Source organism: Priestia sp. RMT2NF4, from assembly GCF_047872835.1.
GTDB classification, from domain to species: domain Bacteria; phylum Bacillota; class Bacilli; order Bacillales; family Bacillaceae_H; genus Priestia; species Priestia zanthoxyli.
Genome location: NZ_JBLQZO010000001.1, coordinates 1372512 through 1390898, shown reverse-complemented (window position 1 = coordinate 1390898; position 18387 = coordinate 1372512). Strand labels below are relative to the sequence as shown.

The 18387-nt window shown below is 40.2% G+C and carries 20 protein-coding genes and 1 pseudogene; 13 read left to right on the top strand and 8 right to left on the bottom strand.

All coding sequences use genetic code 11. The features are described from left to right. Nucleotides 1-80: 80 nt before the first annotated feature. The 8 genes from zwf (at nt 81) to ACMX9J_RS07265 (ending at nt 8854) form a co-directional block, all read left to right on the top strand. The gene (zwf, locus tag ACMX9J_RS07300) at nt 81-1583 is read left to right on the top strand and encodes a glucose-6-phosphate dehydrogenase (RefSeq protein WP_416225571.1); all 1503 of its coding nucleotides are present in this window, start codon (nt 81-83) and stop codon (nt 1581-1583) included. Nucleotides 1584-1611: 28 nt separating this feature from the next. Then, nucleotides 1612-3606, top strand: a complete 1995-nt coding sequence (gene tkt, locus ACMX9J_RS07295) for a transketolase (protein ID WP_416225570.1) — start codon at nt 1612-1614, stop codon at nt 3604-3606. 38 nt (nt 3607-3644) lie between these two features. Then, on the top strand, nt 3645-4538 hold the full coding sequence (gene gnd, locus ACMX9J_RS07290) for a phosphogluconate dehydrogenase (NAD(+)-dependent, decarboxylating) (RefSeq protein ID WP_047750468.1): 894 nt from the start codon (nt 3645-3647) through the stop codon (nt 4536-4538). 49 nt (nt 4539-4587) lie between these two features. After that, nucleotides 4588-5256: a fructose-6-phosphate aldolase gene (gene fsa / locus ACMX9J_RS07285; protein WP_013083988.1), complete on the top strand. Its 669-nt coding sequence runs from the start codon at nt 4588-4590 to the stop codon at nt 5254-5256. Between the two features lie 78 nt (nt 5257-5334). Beyond that, on the top strand, nt 5335-5820 hold the full coding sequence (locus tag ACMX9J_RS07280) for a hypothetical protein (RefSeq protein ID WP_416225569.1): 486 nt from the start codon (nt 5335-5337) through the stop codon (nt 5818-5820). A gap of 328 nt (nt 5821-6148) precedes the next feature. Then, the gene (locus ACMX9J_RS07275; protein ID WP_416225568.1) at nt 6149-7429 is read left to right on the top strand and encodes a glycosyltransferase; all 1281 of its coding nucleotides are present in this window, start codon (nt 6149-6151) and stop codon (nt 7427-7429) included. A 22-nt stretch (nt 7430-7451) separates the two neighbouring features. Next, entirely contained in the window at nt 7452-8108 is a 657-nt protein-coding gene (locus tag ACMX9J_RS07270) for a TetR/AcrR family transcriptional regulator (protein WP_416225567.1), read from the top strand. Nucleotides 8109-8260: 152 nt separating this feature from the next. Further along, nucleotides 8261-8854 (top strand): hypothetical protein, encoded by a 594-nt coding sequence (locus tag ACMX9J_RS07265; protein WP_028414498.1) that lies wholly within the window; start codon nt 8261-8263, stop codon nt 8852-8854. Nucleotides 8855-8893: 39 nt separating this feature from the next. Here the strand turns inward: ACMX9J_RS07265 and ACMX9J_RS07260 are convergent, their stop codons facing one another. The 7 genes and pseudogenes from ACMX9J_RS07260 to ACMX9J_RS07230 form a co-directional block, all read right to left on the bottom strand. Then, nucleotides 8894-9247, bottom strand: a complete 354-nt coding sequence (locus ACMX9J_RS07260; RefSeq protein ID WP_223272376.1) for a DUF1516 family protein — start codon at nt 9245-9247, stop codon at nt 8894-8896. Between the two features lie 154 nt (nt 9248-9401). Beyond that, nucleotides 9402-9773 (bottom strand): DNA-entry nuclease, encoded by a 372-nt coding sequence (locus tag ACMX9J_RS07255; protein WP_416225692.1) that lies wholly within the window; start codon nt 9771-9773, stop codon nt 9402-9404. Between the two features lie 191 nt (nt 9774-9964). Further along, nucleotides 9965-10429 carry a FixH family protein gene (locus ACMX9J_RS07250; RefSeq protein ID WP_221832550.1) on the bottom strand — a complete coding sequence of 155 codons (465 nt, stop codon included), beginning with the start codon at nt 10427-10429 and terminating at the stop codon, nt 9965-9967. A gap of 29 nt (nt 10430-10458) precedes the next feature. Continuing rightward, nucleotides 10459-11838, bottom strand: coding sequence for a PepSY-associated TM helix domain-containing protein (locus ACMX9J_RS07245; protein WP_274862588.1), 1380 nt, complete (start codon nt 11836-11838; stop codon nt 10459-10461). Between the two features lie 156 nt (nt 11839-11994). Beyond that, nucleotides 11995-12987, bottom strand: a pseudogene (locus ACMX9J_RS07240) (glycerophosphodiester phosphodiesterase family protein). Between the two features lie 177 nt (nt 12988-13164). Continuing rightward, the gene (locus tag ACMX9J_RS07235) at nt 13165-13806 is read right to left on the bottom strand and encodes a response regulator (RefSeq protein WP_033580507.1); all 642 of its coding nucleotides are present in this window, start codon (nt 13804-13806) and stop codon (nt 13165-13167) included. Beyond that, on the bottom strand, nt 13807-14628 hold the full coding sequence (locus tag ACMX9J_RS07230; protein WP_416225566.1) for a sensor histidine kinase: 822 nt from the start codon (nt 14626-14628) through the stop codon (nt 13807-13809). Between the two features lie 202 nt (nt 14629-14830). Between ACMX9J_RS07230 and ACMX9J_RS07225 the strand changes: the two genes are divergently transcribed. Both ACMX9J_RS07225 and ACMX9J_RS07220 read left to right on the top strand, forming a co-directional pair. Further along, nucleotides 14831-15664 (top strand): AraC family ligand binding domain-containing protein, encoded by an 834-nt coding sequence (locus tag ACMX9J_RS07225; RefSeq protein ID WP_028414491.1) that lies wholly within the window; start codon nt 14831-14833, stop codon nt 15662-15664. Nucleotides 15665-15691: 27 nt separating this feature from the next. Further along, nucleotides 15692-16321, top strand: a complete 630-nt coding sequence (locus ACMX9J_RS07220) for a LysE family translocator (protein WP_028414490.1) — start codon at nt 15692-15694, stop codon at nt 16319-16321. 379 nt (nt 16322-16700) lie between these two features. Here the strand turns inward: ACMX9J_RS07220 and ACMX9J_RS07215 are convergent, their stop codons facing one another. Continuing rightward, nucleotides 16701-17063 (bottom strand): hypothetical protein, encoded by a 363-nt coding sequence (locus ACMX9J_RS07215; RefSeq protein ID WP_033580509.1) that lies wholly within the window; start codon nt 17061-17063, stop codon nt 16701-16703. A 203-nt stretch (nt 17064-17266) separates the two neighbouring features. On the opposite strand from ACMX9J_RS07215, the gene ACMX9J_RS07210 reads away from it, so the two are divergent. From ACMX9J_RS07210 to cotJC, 3 genes are read left to right on the top strand one after another with little or no spacing between them, the layout of a single operon-like run. Beyond that, nucleotides 17267-17515: a spore coat associated protein CotJA gene (locus ACMX9J_RS07210; protein ID WP_033580510.1), complete on the top strand. Its 249-nt coding sequence runs from the start codon at nt 17267-17269 to the stop codon at nt 17513-17515. After that, a complete protein-coding gene (locus ACMX9J_RS07205; RefSeq protein ID WP_025751042.1) occupies nt 17512-17772 on the top strand; it encodes a spore coat protein CotJB in 261 nt (86 codons plus the stop codon). Before ACMX9J_RS07210 ends, ACMX9J_RS07205 begins: the two co-directional genes overlap by 4 nt. A gap of 21 nt (nt 17773-17793) precedes the next feature. After that, nucleotides 17794-18363, top strand: coding sequence for a spore coat protein CotJC (cotJC, locus tag ACMX9J_RS07200; RefSeq protein WP_416225565.1), 570 nt, complete (start codon nt 17794-17796; stop codon nt 18361-18363). Nucleotides 18364-18387 lie beyond the last annotated feature (24 nt).

The window sequence follows — 18387 nt, the reverse complement described above, 5'->3', positions numbered from 1 at the left end:
TAAGATAGGTTACATAAAGTAACGAATGAAAGAAAAGTTACTTTTTAAAGATTATATTTTTCCTAACAGGAGGAAGAGATATGGAAGCGATGACTTTTGTTTTATTCGGTTCAACAGGTGATTTAGCGAAACGCAAAATTTATCCTGCACTCTATAATTTATTTGTAGACGGGAAAATCCCTAAATCAATTTCTGTTGTAGGACTAGGCAGAAGGGAGATGTCCGACGCTGAATTTCAGGAAAAAGTAAAAGAGTCTATTCATACTTTTTCACGTCGCGTCGAAAAAGATTCATCTCTTATGCAGCATTTTCTTTCAGCTTTTCGCTACAGCCCATTGGATGCAACGAATGCTGAAGATTATAAAAAGTTGTTAAATCTAGTAGAAGCACGCGAAGAGGAACGAAACATTCCAAGCAACCGAATGTTTTATCTATCCGTTGCACCAGAATTTTTTGGTACGATTGCCGAGCATATTAAAGACAGTGGCTTAGGTGCTACAAAAGGTTGGAAACGGTTAATTATTGAAAAACCGTTTGGCCATGATCTACAGTCAGCTCGTCAATTAAACGAAAACTTAAGCAAAGCGTTTAAAGAAGAAGAGATTTACCGCATTGACCACTATCTTGGCAAGTCGATGGTACAAAATTTAGAAGCGCTGGAATTCGCTAATCCTATTCTTCAATCATTATGGAATAACGAACATGTTGCGAATATACAAATTACAGCAAGTGAAACGGTCGGCGTAGAGGAAAGAGCAAGCTATTATGACCATTCAGGAGCCATTCGAGATATGGTTCAAAATCATATGCTGCAAATGCTGATGATGACGGCTATGCACTTACCGGCCCGCATTAGCGCTGATGATATTCGAAACGAAAAAATAAATGTGTTAAAAGCGCTTCGTCCGCTTGTAAAAGAAGATATGGATCTAGACGTTGTTCGCGGTCAATATGAGGCTGGAAAAATAAACGGGGCTTCAGTGCCGAGCTATATAAATGAGCCCGGTGTATCACCATCTTCTCAGACGGACACGTTTTTAGCAGCCAGACTATATATCGATAATTCGCTTTGGAAAGGCGTTCCTTTCTACATTCGTACAGGAAAAAGAATGGCGGAAAAAGCGACGCGAATTGTTATTGAATTCAAAGACTCGCTAAAAGAGTTGTACTTAGACAAAGGAGAAACAACATCTCCAAATCTGTTGATCATTGAAATTAACCCGCACGAAAATATTACGCTGCAGTTAAACAGCAAAAATCCATTTAATCATGGTCATATTGAGCCTGTACAAATTAATTTTTCAGGTCAGCAAGAAGGAGCGCCGGAAGCATATGAACGCCTTATTGCAGATGCATGCGCCGGAGATTCTACATTTTTTGCTCATTGGAAAGAAGTAGAGCTAGCTTGGGAATGGGTTCAGCCGCTTCTTGAAGCATTTCAGGAAAATACAGTGCCGCTTCACAACTATGTTGCTGGTTCACACGGCCCTGACGCATCAAATGAGCTTTTAGAAAAAGACGGTTTTAAATGGTGGTTGGATGAAGAAACAGCAAGTCAATCACGAGAAGTACAGCCAGTTTAATACGAACAAATTGAAAGAAGGATGACACATGAGTACCAACATAGATACACTCGCAGTTAATACGATTCGCACCCTGTCAATTGACGCGGTGAACGCAGCTAATTCAGGGCACCCTGGACTTCCGATGGGAGCGGCTCCGATGACCTATGCGCTGTGGGCGAATCACTTACAGCATAATCCGGCAAATTCAAGCTGGTTTAACCGAGATCGTTTTATCTTATCAGCCGGTCATGGCTCAAGCTTACTGTATAGCATGCTACATTTAAGCGGATACAATGTATCAGTAGAGGATTTAAAAAGCTTCCGCAAGCTAAATAGTAAAACACCGGGTCATCCTGAATTTGGCCATACGGACGGCGTAGAAGCAACAACAGGTCCTTTAGGTCAAGGAATTGCAAATGCAGTCGGAATGGCAATGGCAGAAGCCCACTTAGCAGCAAAATTTAATAAACCAAATTTCTCTGTTATTGATCACTATACGTATACGTTAGTAGGCGATGGTGACTTAATGGAAGGCATTTCTTATGAAGCGATGTCAATGGCTGGCCATATGAAGCTTGGTAAACTTATTGCTTTATATGACTCCAACGATATTTCGTTAGACGGGGAATTAAATCTTTCATTTAGCGAAAATATCCAAAAAAGAGCGGAATCTGCGAACTGGCAGTATTTACGTGTAGAAGATGGAAATGACGTGGATGAAATCACAAGCGCCATCGAAAAAGCGAAACAGAACACGGAACAGCCAACGCTTATTGAAGTGAGAACAATTATTGGCTACGGAAGCCCGAAAGTAGCGGGAACAAATAAAGCACACGGCAATCCGCTTGGAGAAGAAGAGGCAAAAGCAACAAAACAAGCCTACGGCTGGAAAACGGAAGAAAACTTCTATGTTCCAGAAGAAGTAAAAGCTCATTTTGAAAAGCTAGAAGAAAAAGGGATGAAAGCAGAAGCAGAGTGGAACGAACTGTTTGCTTCTTACCAAAAAGAATACTCTATGCTGGCTGATGAATTAGAACGTGCCATCATGGGCGAAGCGTTAATTGAAGTGAATGATATTTTAACATTCTCATCGGAAAAAGCGATTTCGACGCGTGTTGCAAGCGGAGAAGCGATTAATTATTTCACTAAATCTGTGCCATCTATTTTTGGAGGCAGCGCTGATTTATCGCATTCCACGATGACGGACATTAAAGAAGAAGGCCCTTACGCACCCGGATATTTCGGTAATCGAAATATTTATTTCGGCGTACGTGAACATGCAATGGGAGCGGCCGGTAATGGAATGGCCCTTCACGGCGGTGTGAAGCCGTTTGTGAGCACATTCTTTGTTTTTAATGATTACTTGCGTCCAGCGATTCGTTTAGCTGCACTGCAAAAGCTGCCGGTCACATATGTGTTTACTCATGATTCCATAGCAGTAGGAGAAGATGGACCAACTCATGAGCCGGTTGAACATTTAGCTTCTCTTCGTGCAATTCCAGGGCTTACCGTTATCCGTCCGTCTGATGCAAACGAAACGGCAAGCGCTTGGGCTTATGCGCTTCAGCAAGCGGAAGGTCCTATAGCCTTAGTACTTAGCCGTCAAAACTTGCCTGTATTTGAAGAAACAAAACAAAATATCAACGACCTAGCTAAAGGTGCTTACGTATTAACCGAAACAAACGATAAGCCGGAGATGATTTTCATCGCCACAGGTTCTGAAGTAGCACTAGCGGTCAGTGCAAAAGCTCAGCTAGAACGTGAAGGTACATCCGTACGAGTTGTAGCGATGCCTAGCTGGGAGCTGTTTAACAAGCAGTCAAAAGAGTATCAAGAACGCGTCTTGCCTGAATCTGTTTCAAAACGAATCTCTCTAGAAATGGGAATTTCACTTGGCTGGGAACGCTTTGTAGGGCCAAAAGGAAAAGTTTTAGCAGTTGACACATTTGGTGCTTCAGGAACCGGAGCTGATGTGATGAAGCTGTTTGGATTTACAGAAGAAAACGTAGTGGCACAGGCAAATGAATTACTAAAGGCTTAAATAAGAAGATAAAAAGATAAATAGAAGGAGCGGTTCACATGAAAGTAGGATTAGTTGGTTTAGGGAAAATGGGGATTAACTTAGGACAAAACTTACTGGATCAGCGTCATGACGTTGTAGCATTTGACGTAAATTCAAACGCAGTTGAACAAATGAAAGGGTACGGTGCTTCAGGAGTATCAAGCTTACAGGAGCTTGTTCAGTCACTCGAAACACCAAGAGTTGTATGGCTGATGGTTCCTCATACGGTTGTTGATTCTGTTATTAGTGAAGTGACGCCTCTTTTAGCTGAAGGAGATATCGTTATTGAAGCCGGAAACTCTCATTACAAAGAGTCTATTCGACGCTATAACGAGTTAAAAGAAAACAAAATCCACTTTATGGACGTTGGGACATCTGGCGGAATGGAAGGCGCTCGTAACGGAGCTTGCTATATGATTGGCGGAGATCGTGAAGCGTGGGAAATTGTTGAACCTATTTTCCGCGATACAGCAGTAGAAAACGGATATCTATATGCTGGAGAAGCAGGCAGCGGTCACTTTTTAAAAATGGTTCATAACGGCATTGAATACGGCATGATGGCTGCAATCGGAGAAGGATTTGAAGTTCTCGAAAAAAGCCAGTTCGACTATGATTACGAAAAAGTGGCGAGAGTGTGGAACAATGGATCTGTTATTCGTTCATGGCTCATGGAATTAACCGAAAATGCATTCTCTAAAGATGCTAAGCTAGATGACATCAAAGGAGTTATGAACTCTTCTGGTGAAGGGAAATGGACGGTAGAAACGGCTCTAGACCTTCAAACAGCTACGCCGGTTATTGCGATGTCTTTACTGATGCGCTATCGCTCACTTGAAGATGATACCTTTACAGGAAAGGTAGTTTCCGCGCTTCGAAACGAGTTTGGCGGTCATGCTGTGGAAAAGAAATAACAAGTGAAATAGTGGGTATAGTAAAAAAAACTAATGGAGGAATGAAAAAATGAAATTTTTTATTGATACTGCAAACCTTGACGATATTAAAAAAGCATACAAATTGGGCGTTTTATCTGGTGTTACAACGAACCCTTCTCTTGTTGCCAAAGAAGGCGTAAAGTTTGAAGATCGTATTGAAGAAATTTTAAAAACCGTTCCAGAAGTAGAATCCGTTTCAGCAGAAGTGACGCCGGATGCCGAAACAGCAGAAGATATGATTGCGCAAGCAGAAGAATTAATCAAAATTAACGGCGGAGATCAAAACATTACGATTAAGCTTCCAATGACACTCGCTGGACTAGAAGCGACTCGCTACCTTGCTAAAAAAGGTGTAAAAACAAACGTAACGCTTATTTTCACTGTAAACCAAGCGCTTTTAGCAGCCCGTGCAGGTGCAACGTATGTATCTCCATTCCTTGGTCGCCTTGATGATATTTCAGAAGACGGCGTACAGCTTGTGGCTAAAATTGCCGAGCTGTTCCGCATTCAAAATATCGACTCTCAAATCATTGCGGCTTCTGTAAGACATCCGGACCACGTTACACGCGTAGCCCTTGCCGGCGCTCATATTGCAACTATTCCGTATTCAGTAATTGAGCAGCTTGTTAAACATCCTTTAACCGAACAAGGAATTGAAAAGTTTGCGGCTGATTGGAAAAACGCTGTTCAAAACTAAGTAAAAGATAAAGAACGTGCGCATTCTAGAAAAAGAATGCACGCGTTCTCTCATAATATCCCTAAAGAGGTAAACATCATGAATACAGTAGACGCTAAAATTATTAAAACCCAATACGGTTCAGAAGTTTATGTAGACGATGCAGAGCATATTAACTTTAAAAGCCTTCATGCGCCGAAAGTTAACCAGCCGCTCTATCGCATTGAATTTGAAATTGGCTACTTTTTATTAAAAGAACACAGATATTACGAATACGAAAAAAACTATTTTTGGCTTGCAGTAAGCGAAGATTTTAGTAAGCTAATTATTCAAGAACCTGATATGGAAAGTTTATTTGGAGCTAAAAGCGAAGACGAAAGAACGGCAACAAAAGAGCTTTTAAGTCAGTGGCTCATTCATACCGAGGCTTATAAAAAGCAATTAAACCAGCATATTAATGACTACAAAAAAAGTAATGAAACAAATGAGGGCATAACGGCTATTTTAGAAAAGTTGCTGCATATTTCAGCAGCAGACATTGAACAAGCCCCAATCGAGAAATTAGCTGCTTCACGAGCAGTTTAACTTAAAAAAGTAGGTAGGCATTCATAGCTGCAATAGAAAAAGATGCTTCGTTTAAAACACGAAGCATCTTTTTTCATTCTTTATAAAGAGGGGGTTATCTTTAGAATACTCTTTCAGGAGGCGCTTTCTCAATGATTAAAGACATCTATGTTACGTTTTTGGACTTAAGACCAGCAAATTCAACTATGTAACTTTACGAAAAGAGCCTTAGAAAAAGAAAGGATAGCAATAAAAATGACAATATTGTCGTTTTTGTTGACGAATTAATCGGAGAAGGGTACATTATATTAAAACGACATAGTTGTCGTTTTAATATAAGGAGGCTGAAATGATGCTTATTACGATGTTAACAACAGGAACTCGAGGAGACACCCAGCCTTTTATGGCTTTAGGATTAGAGCTAAAAAAGAAAGGATACCGTGTACGAATTGCCGCTTCAGAAGCTTACCAAAACTTCATAGAATCGTACGGGTTTGAATATGCCATGCTTCGAGGAAATGTTTCTAAAATTATAGAGAGCGGAGCAGCAGACGACGCAATTAATGCAGACAATCCTCTCAAATTTTTTTCAAGCTTAAAAAATGAAAAGATGATGGGTATGATGATTAATATACAAGAAGATTTGCACAAAGCATGCAAAGGAGCCGATGCAATTGTATATCATCCAGGTGCGGCAGTTGGTTACTTTGCTGCTAAAGAGATGAATATACCAAGTATCTTAGCCAGCCCTTTTCCAATGACACCAACAAAAGACTATCCAGCTTTAATTTTTTATGATCGACCACGATTTGGAAAAATATACAATAAGCTGACGCATCGCATTTTTGAATGGGGATTTTGGAAAGTAGTAAGTGGTCCTTTAAAAAAATATTGGGTTCAGCAGCATGGAGAAGGACCTGAAGATTTTTTATGTCCGTACCCAAAGCAGCGTACAGCAGCTAACCCAACTATTATTTCATCAAGTCCCGCCGTATTTTCCGTATCTAAAGATTGGCCTGAACACGTTCATTCCTACGGAAATTGGTTTATGGACAGTGACCATAGCTATCAGCCGGAAGAGAAGCTGGAAAGATTTTTAAAGAATGGAGAACCGCCGGTTTATATTGGATTTGGAAGTATTGGGGATAAACAAAACGCAGACGAAACGACTGCTTTAGTGATTAAAGCTTTAAAACTTGCGGGGAAACGAGGTATCATCAATATAGGAGGAAGTGGAATGAATCACACGGAGGAGATAACAGAAGACATTTTATTTGTAAAAGATATCCCTCATGAGTGGCTGTTTCCTAAAATGTCTGCCGTTGTTCATCACGGAGGAGCAGGAACAACAGCCGAAGGCCTTCGAGCCGGTGTTCCAAGTGTTATTATTCCTTATGGAAATGACCAATTCGCTTGGGGAAGAAAAATTTATGAGCTGGGAGCTGGAGCAAAAGCCATTCCTAGAAAAGAATTGACGGCTGAAAAATTATCCGCAGCTATTTCCTATACGCAAGTTAATGAAATTCAATCCAAAGCACAAGAAATCGGAAAACAAATCCGAGCTGAACAAGGAGCTGAAAAAGCAGCTCAGGTGATTATTAATACACTCGAGACATTCGGGAATAAATAAAAAGTAAGCGAGCGTGAAAAAAATGCCAAAAGTAAGGGAAGGATACGCTGAAAAAAAGAAGCAAGAGATTTTAGAAGCAGCCAAAAGAGTATGCAAGAGCAAACCGGTGCATGATGTAGCCATGCGAGATATCGTTTTGGAAGCTGGAATGAGTCAAGGAGGCGTGTACAAATATTTTTCAAACCTTGATGAAGTATTTGTCGGACTTCTTAATCAAGAAAGCCTCAGCTATAAAGTAAAAGATAAAATTGAAGCCCTGCTTCAGACAAAGAAAGACTCCTTTGAAATGCTGCATGATTTCATTATGTATATTGGAGAGCATATCCAGGAATCAATGACAGCGGGAGGAGAAATTTACTTTGAACTAGTAGCGTTGTATTCAAAAGACCCTCAGCGTTTTATGAAAATTGAAGATCAGCTAGTTGAAGTATCAAACCTTAAATATATTCAAAAAAAGCTTCACGACTTTATTACGGAACAAATAGAAGTAAAGAATTTCTCTCCGGCTGTACCAGCAGATGACCTGCTAGCTTTTATGGCTACAACGATTAATGGAATTACACAAAATCCAGCGCCGGTTTACAACGTCGATGAACAGAAACAAGTTGCAGAAGAGGCAAACGTAGAACGTCATATCAATACGCTGTCAGTAGCTGTCCGAAAGCTGTTAGGTGAATAAGTACAGCTGCAATCTTGAAATGTTCCTTATCGTATGGCTAGCGGCGTTAAGCATAGTTAGAAAAAAGGCTTTCACTTCTCCGTCTCTTTTGAATAGTTTTGCAATAATTAAGCATAATACGACTGCAAACTATATTTAAGGAGATGGAAAAAATGAAAAAAGGACTTATCATTGCTTCTTCGGTTCTTTTCCTTTCAGGCCTAGCTGCGTGCGGAGGAAATAAGGACAATAACGCAATGGACAATACTCAAAATGATTTACGCAACACTTCTACAAACGACGGAGTTGATAACAATATCCCAATGGATAATACTGATCAGCCGACCAAGTCAGTTGAAGCAGCGCAAAATGTAGAAGATATGAAGGAAGTTGATGATGCATATGTGCTTCGTGATAATAACAACGCCTATGTAACAGTAGACCTAGCTGGAAATGACGCAGCGGACAACAATGATAACGGCAAGGTGAACACGGTAACGTATAACGGCGATACTTACCATGAAGTTTCAACTGATTTTGAACAAAAAATTGCGGACCGTGTGAGAGAAGCAGATAGTAAAATTGACAAAGTATACGTGGCGTTTGTCAACACGGGTTTAGACAATATGAATAACAACAATAACGTACCTGGTGTAGATAAAAATGACAACATCTATAAAGATGATGAAAAAGACAACAACCGTGATCCGGAAGATATTGTAGAAGATCCAAAAGATATGATGGATCGTAACAACAAAGATCAATAACATAAAAAGGCCTCTGAATCACCAGAGGCCTTTGGTTCATTAACTAAGTTCAAGTAAAGAAATAAAAATCGGAAGAACACAGCAAGAAACGGCTGAAATAAAATCAAGCTCGTTCTGTTTTTTTGCAGAAAGCGTGAACTCCATCAAAATAATTGTCAGGATACTCATGAAAAGCGTTGCATAAAAAAGAAAATCGCGCTGACTTTCCACTAAAAACAACACCGCATTTAAAATCAAAATAACGGCATAAAGAAACTTAAGCAGCACGTGAAGCTGCATGCTGAATTTATTCTCTTGTTTGTAGCGCAAGATATAGACAAAAAAGAAAATAAATAAAGTTAATTGCCATGAGGCAGGAAGTAACTGCTGCCATAGATTGTCCAAGAAACTCATTCCTCCTATAAAACGATGATGCATATATGTATAACATACATTTTTATTTTAAAAGTGAAGAGTATCTTTAGGCAAGAACAATTCTTCCTTTTTTATTCTTTTTCTTATACAGGCTCTCAACATAAAAAAAGAATGGTAGCAATGACCATTCTTTTTACTTCACTTCAATTAAAACCTTCGTACCGTCTGGAAACTCATCTACTTGATGTGAAATCCAAGACCCGGCGCCTCGGTTGTCTGAAGGCTTTACATATTCAATATCTGCGCCGCTTCCGCCTTCTTCACAAAAGGCCATCGGAAACTCATCTCGGTCATAGCCGCTTTTAGTCGGAATGCCTTTTAAAGACTCACGGCGGTTTTCTTCAGCACCGTCTCGATTGATTGTACAAACAGCCGATTTTCCTTTATCGATTGCATGTTGAATGTGCGCTGCAGTTTCAGGGTAACGATCAGCAGGGAAGGTAATGACTTCATCGTAGGAGGGATTCGTTGAAGAGTTCTGCTCTAACGGATTTCCTTCAATCATAACAATAACGGCTATCACTAAAATTAAAATACCAGAAACAATTTTTTTCAACCTGTAAAACTCCTTTATAAAACGTTTATCACTCTTATTGTAAAGTAATAAGAAAAAAATGTAAAAACATATAATGGAACTAGCTAGAATTCATAACACAAACATAAGCTCACGTTCAGCTGCTGAACGTGAGCTTATGTCTAATGATGAGAGTGGTGATGATGCGTTTCGTTTTCAGCTGGCTGCAGTGAACGTAACTCTTCTTTTGATAATTTGCCTACTGCGACTTGCTGAGTAGGAAGAATGTGCTCACCGCGAGCATTAATATCGGTTTTAATATAGTAAATACCATCCTCATTAAAGGCAGCTTTTGCTTTATACATACTGCCGTCATAATGTGCCTTTATTGTTTCAACTTTACCGGGAGCATCTTTTTTCCACACGTTAAACTGAACGATTTTGGCATCATCCACCGTTTTATTTTCTTGCATTACGTGCACTTTTAGTACCTGTGTGCTCTGTGGCTCTATATTTTCAGGAAGCATCACATGCGCCGACAGAGGCTTTTGCTGCTTGTAGAGCTGGTCTGCGTCACTGTTTACGGAGCACGCGGAAAGCACAAGCGTACTGAGTATGACTAGTCCGGACATTTTCCATTTATTCATTGTTACTGCACCTCACATCGTTTCATCAATCATGCGTTTAAAAATCGCTTCAATGCTGGAATTCGTTTGATAACAAAGAAATCTAAAAGCCACACGATAACTAAGGACAGTCCGACTAAAGGAAAGAGGATACCAAACACGACGATTATACACGTCACGATTCGCATTGCACTTCCTTCAGGAACTTTAGGAGCCCCCATGTTTTTAGCTGGTTTTCTCTTCCACCACAGTAAGGATCCGCTGATAGCGATACCAGCAATTCCGATACAAATAATAAGGCCCATAAGCTGATTGATAAATCCAAACTGTGTGCCTTTATGAAGCGTAATACCAAGCGCAATCAATTTGCCCATAAATCCATAGTTGTCGTACCGATAATCGGCTAACACAGCTCCGGTGTATTGATCAAGGTGAATGGTTGCTTCATCTTGAGCTCTTGGTGAAAAAACAGAGAGCGTATACACACCTTGAGCGTCTTGCGGAATAGAAATGGTGTAGCCGTCGTGCATATGCTGTTCTTTTGCAATCCCTACAATGTCATCAAGCGATACTTTTGTATATTGCGAAGCTGTGGAGCTTGGCACTTCTAACGTTTCAGCTCCCCAAGGCACGTCCGCAACATCTTTTGTTTGCACGGTTGAAGTAGGAGCACTTCCTACCCAAATAGACGGAGGGTACCCAACACCTGCGTTTGTGGCGACTTGCTGAAACGCATTGCCCCACAGTCCTGACCACGGAAGTCCTGTTAGTACGAGAAAAAGCATCCCCGCTGAAATCCAAAAGGCCGGTACTGCATGAAGGTCACGTATCAGTACGTTTTTACCTTTTGAAAAACGAGGAATCAGCACGCCTTTTATTTTGTCTTTTTTGCGCGGCCACCATAAAAAAGCGCCGGTTACAATTAAGACAATTGCCCAGCAGGCCGCAAGTTCTACGATACGATCACCTGCTGTTCCCGCCATCAGCTCTCCGTGAAATTCTTCAATTTGATTCATCAAGCGACTGGAATCATCTACTTTTCCTATGATGTGACCATTGTGAGGGTTAACAAACATCGTATATGTATGGTCTTTTAATGAAATTCCTACTTCTGAAGAACGAGTAGAGCGATCACTGGGCTTATACGTCAACACATCAGCGTCTGGATACTTTTCCTTTACAGCCTGTACTTGTGTTGAAGGGGATACGGACTGTGACTGAGCTTGTACATGATAGAAGTCGTGATACAGTTTTTCTTCAATTTGAGGCTTGAATAAATACATCCCGCCCGTAACAGCTAATATAAGAAGAAACGGAGTAAACATTAAACCCGCATAAAAATGCCAGCGCCATATGGCTTTGTATAGACCTTGAGAACGCGCCGTGCTTTTTTTCGTTGTACTCGCTGATTCTTCGCGCTTTTCCTGCATCGTTTTTTCCTCCTTTTTACTAACTAACGTGCTTTTATTATAGAAGGAAAGGGAGAATTAGCCATCACCCCTGAGAGTGATTGTTGGGGATTATAAAAGGAGGGCATGGATAAAAAAAGCATCTGCTTCACGTGGAAAGGGCAGATGCTTTTTCGTTTATTCCTTTTTCTTTTCATAATAAGGACCTAGACGGTCAATACGATTTGTCCAAATTCCACCTGAATAATTAGCTGGAAGGCGTTTTATGTCTTTGGCAGAATCAAATCCTGTGGAAAATTCGCTTCCGTTTCCGCCTACAATAATCGTCCGGGTATTGCTGTGATCCATTCGATTTAAAAAGCGATTTGGCCATCCCCACAGAAAAGGTCCGATCTTTTCAGGTATATGCAGTTCAGTGTTTTCGCATGCTTTAGGCACGTATCCGGTTCACCCGGTTGCTATATACGGAATAAGACAAGATTTCATCGTTGCTTTTGACATAACTTTTAGATTGGGCATCGCTTTTTTCAGCGAATCAATCGGTTCGTCTCCTCCGTACACAGTGATGTTTGTTAAGCGTTTTTTAGAGAGCTGTGACAAGTACTTTGCTAGTTTTTTTCCTTCTTCAGGATCATTGCTTTTTACGTGAATAAGAAAAGATTTGTGCGGAAAGTATTTCATCACTTCGTCTAGAGAAGGCATAAGGTTAACTCCTTTGCCGCGAAAAGGATGCGTTTTTCCTCCGTCTGCCGTATAGCCGTACCCAATATCAAGCGTTTTTAATTCCGCCATCGTGTAATCTCGTGTTACGCCCGTTCCGTTTGTCCGGCAATCGAGCGTCCAATCATGGAACACAGCAAACTGATTGTCTTTTGTAATGTGAACGTCAAGCTCGACTATGTCAGCACCGTCTTTAAAGGCTTCGTTTATAGAAGGAATTGTATTTTCTATAAACGAATGCTCAGGTTTGTAGATGCGTTCCGCTGTACACGTGTCGTTTTGAAGGCCTTTTATATTAAACGTTTGAGCTACACCTCTATGAGCAAGAAGGAGAGGCTGTCCGCTTCTTTTTGTCAATAAAGAGCTATTGTTTATGTATACAAAAACAGCGGTTCCTATCAAAATAAACCATACAGATTTTCGTTTGAAAAGCGCTCTCAAAAATTTCATAGCATCCCCCAAGTAGTTGTTTAATTTTAATGCTTACTTCTAAAAAAATCCTATAAGAATCGGCTTTGACTTTCAATATCCCGATGCTAATAATTCTATGATAGTTTTCAGATAATTTATAGAAAAATAGAATGTTTCACATCTACCAAGACACAAAAAAACAGCTCGTAAAAGCTGTTAGTTCATTAAGCCATTTTGAAACGCATAGCTTGTCAGCTGCACGCGGTTTTCTAAATGAAGCTTGCTTAAAATATTTTTCAAATGGCTTTTTACCGTGTGTTCAGAAATAAATAACTGCGCCGAGATATCGCGGTTTGACAGCCCTTTAGCCACTAATTGAAGTACTTCAAGCTCCCGTGCAGACAGGGGAGTGTCTGGCTTTGTAATCGATGTTTCCTGCGGAAACTCTTTTAAAATTTGAAATGCAATTTCTTTTGACATAGGAACTTCATCTAAAGCGAACGCACGCAAATAGTCGTACCACACTTCAGACTGCAGGTTTTTTAACAAATAGCCCTGGGCTCCTTTTTTCAACGCATCAAACAAATCCGTAATATCGTCTGAAACCGTGATGACCACAATTTTAACATACGGAAACTGAAGCTTAATTTGTTTTGTCGCTTCTAATCCATTCATCACGGGCATTTTAATATCCATTAGCACAATGTCAGGCATTAATTTTTCGGTTAGTTCGATTGCTTCTTGCCCGTTGGTTCCTTCGCCAACAATCATAAAATCTTCGTATTCTTCTAAAATATCGCGAATGCCTTCTCTTGCGTGAGCGTGATCATCTACAATCAAAATACGAAACGGCTGCATTTACGTAACCTCCTTTTTAATACTAACAATGGTCTGGTTATGTTTTCGTTGAATGGAAAAGTCCCAGTTCATATCTTTAGCACGATCTTTCATAATTTGCAGGCCAAGACCGGCCTTAAGAGATTCAGAGGTGAAACCTATACCGAAATCTGTAATTTCACAAATCCATCCGCCGGCCGTTTCACCGGCTGTAATCCAGATTTTATTTGTTTTTGCATGTTTAATGACGTTCATAGCAGCTTCTTTCACACAGGCAAACAGCTCATTTTTTTCTTTTCTCGAAAGCGTTGTTTCTGACAGTCTCCAATCTAAATTGACATCTAGTAAATGAGTATGTGTTAAATCATCGACGTATTGATGAATGCTTTCAGTCCAGCTTTCTGAAGAGTCTGAAGGAGAGTGCTTTAAATTTGTAATCGCTTGGCGCGTATCGTCATGAACATGCTGCAGAGTTTGCTTCATTCGGATAAAATCAGGATCCTGCTCTAAGTTGTTTTTTCTTCCGAACTTGTTCATTTTAACAGATAGGAGAAACAGCGACTGCGCAATGCCGTCATGCAGTTCACGAGCTAATTTTTCACGCTCAATAAGCGCAGCTTTCTTTTCTTTTTCTTGCCTTAGTTCTTCTTGTATTTTTTCTAAAATAGAAAATAAATAGCGGACAAAGACAAGCGTTACAAAAAAGACAAGCAGCGGAGAAAGAACATTTCCCATGTCCATTGAGATGTAAGGGAGCAAAAAGGCATGGCGAACATACTCCCAAAGTGCGATGGTCAGAGTTGGAAGAAGCAAAATCAGCCATTTAATTTGTCTATATTTCACGGTATCCCTTCTTTCATCCATAAAATGTGTCTATATTTTATCATTTGAGCGGAAAATTACTAGAGGAAAGAAGAGAAATCACTCTTAGGGGTGAGTGGATAAAGTTAATAAAGAAAATCTTATCTGCAATATCATACAAGAAAAATTTTCGAGTCAATGGTATGGTTAAAAAGCTTAAGATGTGACAAGGAGTGATTTATTAATGGCAAAAGAAATTCGGACAGCGCACGTTGACGCTGATTTACATATTGAAGCTTACCGTTTTAAAGGAATTATGCAAAAGTTCCCTGCTCATTTTCACGAGTATTATGTGATTGGATTTATTGAAGAAGGTCAGCGTCATTTAATTTGCCAAGGCAAAGAATACATCATTAATCCAGGCGATTTGCTGCTGTTTAATCCGTATGATGTCCATAGCTGTGAACAAATAGACGGCAAAACGCTTGATTATCGCTGTATTAACGTGACGCCAGACGCGATGAAAAAAGCTGTTTTTGACATTAACGGAAGTGAAAGTCTTCCGCGTTTTAACAGCAATGTGGTACAACGAAGTGAGGCTGTCTCTAGTTTAAAAGAGCTTCATTTACAAATTTTAAATGGTGAACGGGAGTTTAAGAAAGAAGAGTTATTTTTATATTTGCTAGAAGAGCTCATGCACGATCATTCAAACCTTTCCTTTTTTTCGTCAGCTGCTGACACGTCTGATGAAATCAAAACAATCTGCAGCTATTTGGAAGACAACTATACAAACAAGATCACGCTGGATGAATTAAGTAAGCTAATTGGATGGAGCAAATACCGGCTGCTGCGCTCTTTTACAAAGCAAAAAGGAATCTCTCCATACAGCTACTTAGAAACAGTTCGAATCAATCAGGCTAAAAAGCTTCTAGAACAGGGACAAAAACCGATTGACGTCTCCTTTTTAACTGGATTCAGTGATCAAAGTCATTTGACTCGATTTTTTAAAAGTCAGGTGGGGCTAACGCCAAAACAATACATGAAAATCTTTGAAAGTGAAAAGAAAACAGAATGCTAGTAATAGCTTAAAAAGGAGAGAAGAGCTGTGGATCATTTAGCTGCTTATATGCTGATGGCGCTGGTTATGTCAATGATACCTGGTGCTGATACGATTCTTATCATGAAAAATACGCTTCATCACGGAGCAAAAGCAGGACGTTTTACCATACTCGGCATGGCTACAGGCCTCACGTTTTGGACGTTAATTGCTGTGCTTGGCTTGTCTGTTGCTATCGCGCAGTCGGTGTATCTGTTCAACACCATTAAATATATAGGTGCCGCGTATTTATTTTACTTAGGTATCAGGGTATTTCTGACAAAAAATACGCTCTCATTGGAGCACATTTCAGAAGAAGAAAAAGCTGTTAAGCCTTCATCTAATCACGCCTATAAAGAATCATACATACAGGGAGCTCTTAGTAATTTTCTTAACCCTAAAACGGTATTGGTTTATATTACATTCATGCCACAGTTTATCAACTTGGATGCTCACACGAATCAGCAGCTGCTTATGCTTGGTTTTATTCTTACACTCATAGCGGTAGGTTGGTTTTTAATCTTAGTGTATGTAGTAGATTACGTGAAAAAATGGCTTAAAAAACCGATGTTTCAAAAAGTTTTTCAGAGATGCAGCGGAGTGCTGCTGATTGGTTTTGGAATAAGAACAATCGTGTAATAGTAGCTAGTAAGCAAAAAAGAGGCTGGGATAAAAATATGTTAGTTGAAGGAAGATCCGAATGAGTTTGATTCTTGATGGAGAATCAAACTCATTCGGATTTTTTATTAGTATGGTGAACATAGCCTTCGTATATTTATTCAGTTATTTCTAGCTGTTGATTGGAGGGCAAGGCGAAGACTCCTACGGGAAAAGCGGAACAGGTGAGACCCCGTAGAAGCGCAAGCGACGAGGAGGCTCACCGGCCGCCCGCGGAAAGCGAAGCCATGCACGGAAATCAACAGCAGTGTAACAAGCCACCGATACTAGTTCATGTATTCAATTTTATCGTCTTTAAATTGTATTGATTTAGCTATGTCTCAATCTCTTTTCTTAACGTTTAAAAACACGTAAACGAAACAATTTGTCGTGTATCGACACCGAAAATGGTCCAAAAACGTCCGTTCCATCTAAATCCTGCAACCGATCGCGGTCCTACAAAAATAGGGAAATACCAGAAGCTAGAGCCGTTTCTAAGCCATATGAACGTATTGCGGAATAGACAAAGAGAAATGGCTCCTGGGTCAACAGCAAATGGAGTTGCCGTTTGCTGAGCTGGAATAAATGCCGGCGGAGGGGAAGTTGGAGCTTGCTGCGGGTCAGGTGTAGGTAAACCGCCTGGTGGTCTAGGTGGACCGGGCGGGAGTTGAGGTCCAGGAAATCGTGCTGGGTAAAAATAAAAATCCATGTAATTAATGTCCATTTTTTAAGCACCTCTATTTTCTTAATCACTATTTTATAAAGTATGAGAAAGCTGCCTAAAGGGATTGGGCAACTATAGCGTTTTTTACATAGGTCTTTTTTATGAAGAAAAGTTTGGTTCTTAAGTCGGGAAGGAATTCCTTCATGAACTCGATAAAAACTGAATAGGATAAAACAGAGTGTGTTTTTAGAGGAGGACTTTTCATGGATAACAATCCAAAAAAGATGTTTACACCGGTTAAGACCTATCAACCTTTCCACAGTATCTATGATCCGTGCCGGCCGATAGGAGTTAAATATTATTCTACGCCGCCTCAATTATACATGGGATTTCAGCCCGCGAATCTGCAGCAGTTTTCACCGAAAGAAGCGCTAAAAAAAGGAACGCTGTGGCCGGCTTTTTGGGACTACTATGAAAATCCATACAAAGATAAGAAGAGGGATGAAGAATGAAAAAACTACCTCCGGAGTACTATCAGGATTTAGAAGAAATACAGGCGATTGATTTTGCACTTGTAGAATTAACGCTGTATTTAGATACCCATCCAAATGACCAGCAGGCTATGCAGCAGTTTAACGAATACGCGCAGCAGGCTATGCAGTTAAAAAGAAACTTTGAAACAAAGTACGGGCCGCTCCAGCAGTATGGAAACAGCTATACCGACGGGAAGTGGAGCTGGGGAACAAGCCCTTGGCCATGGCAAATATAAGCAGATAAAGGCGGGAACTATATGTGGGTGTATGAAAAGAAATTGCAGTATCCAGTTAAAGTAAGTACGTGTAATCCAACGCTTGCCAAATATTTAATGGAACAGTACGGGGGAGCGGACGGGGAGCTTGCAGCTGCACTTCGTTATTTGAATCAGCGCTATACCATTCCCGATAAAGTTGTTGGACTGCTAAACGATATAGGGACAGAAGAGTTTGCTCATCTTGAAATGATTGCGACGATGATTTATAAGCTAACAAAAGATGCAACGCCGGAGCAGCTGAAGGCAGCTGGATTGACAGAACACTATGTAAACCATGATAGTGCACTTTATTACAATAATGCTGCTGGCGTTCCGTTTAACGCTACGTATATACAGGCAAAAGGAGATCCGATTGCAGATCTTTATGAAGACATAGCGGCAGAAGAAAAAGCAAGAGCTACATATCAATGGTTAATTGATATATCGGATGATCCTGATTTAAACGACAGCTTACGATTTTTACGAGAAAGAGAGATTGTTCATTCACAGCGTTTCCGTGAGGCCGTGGAGATTTTAAAAGATGACAGAGACAGGAAGAAAATCTTTTAACTAGCAAAAAACATCCCTCTTTGC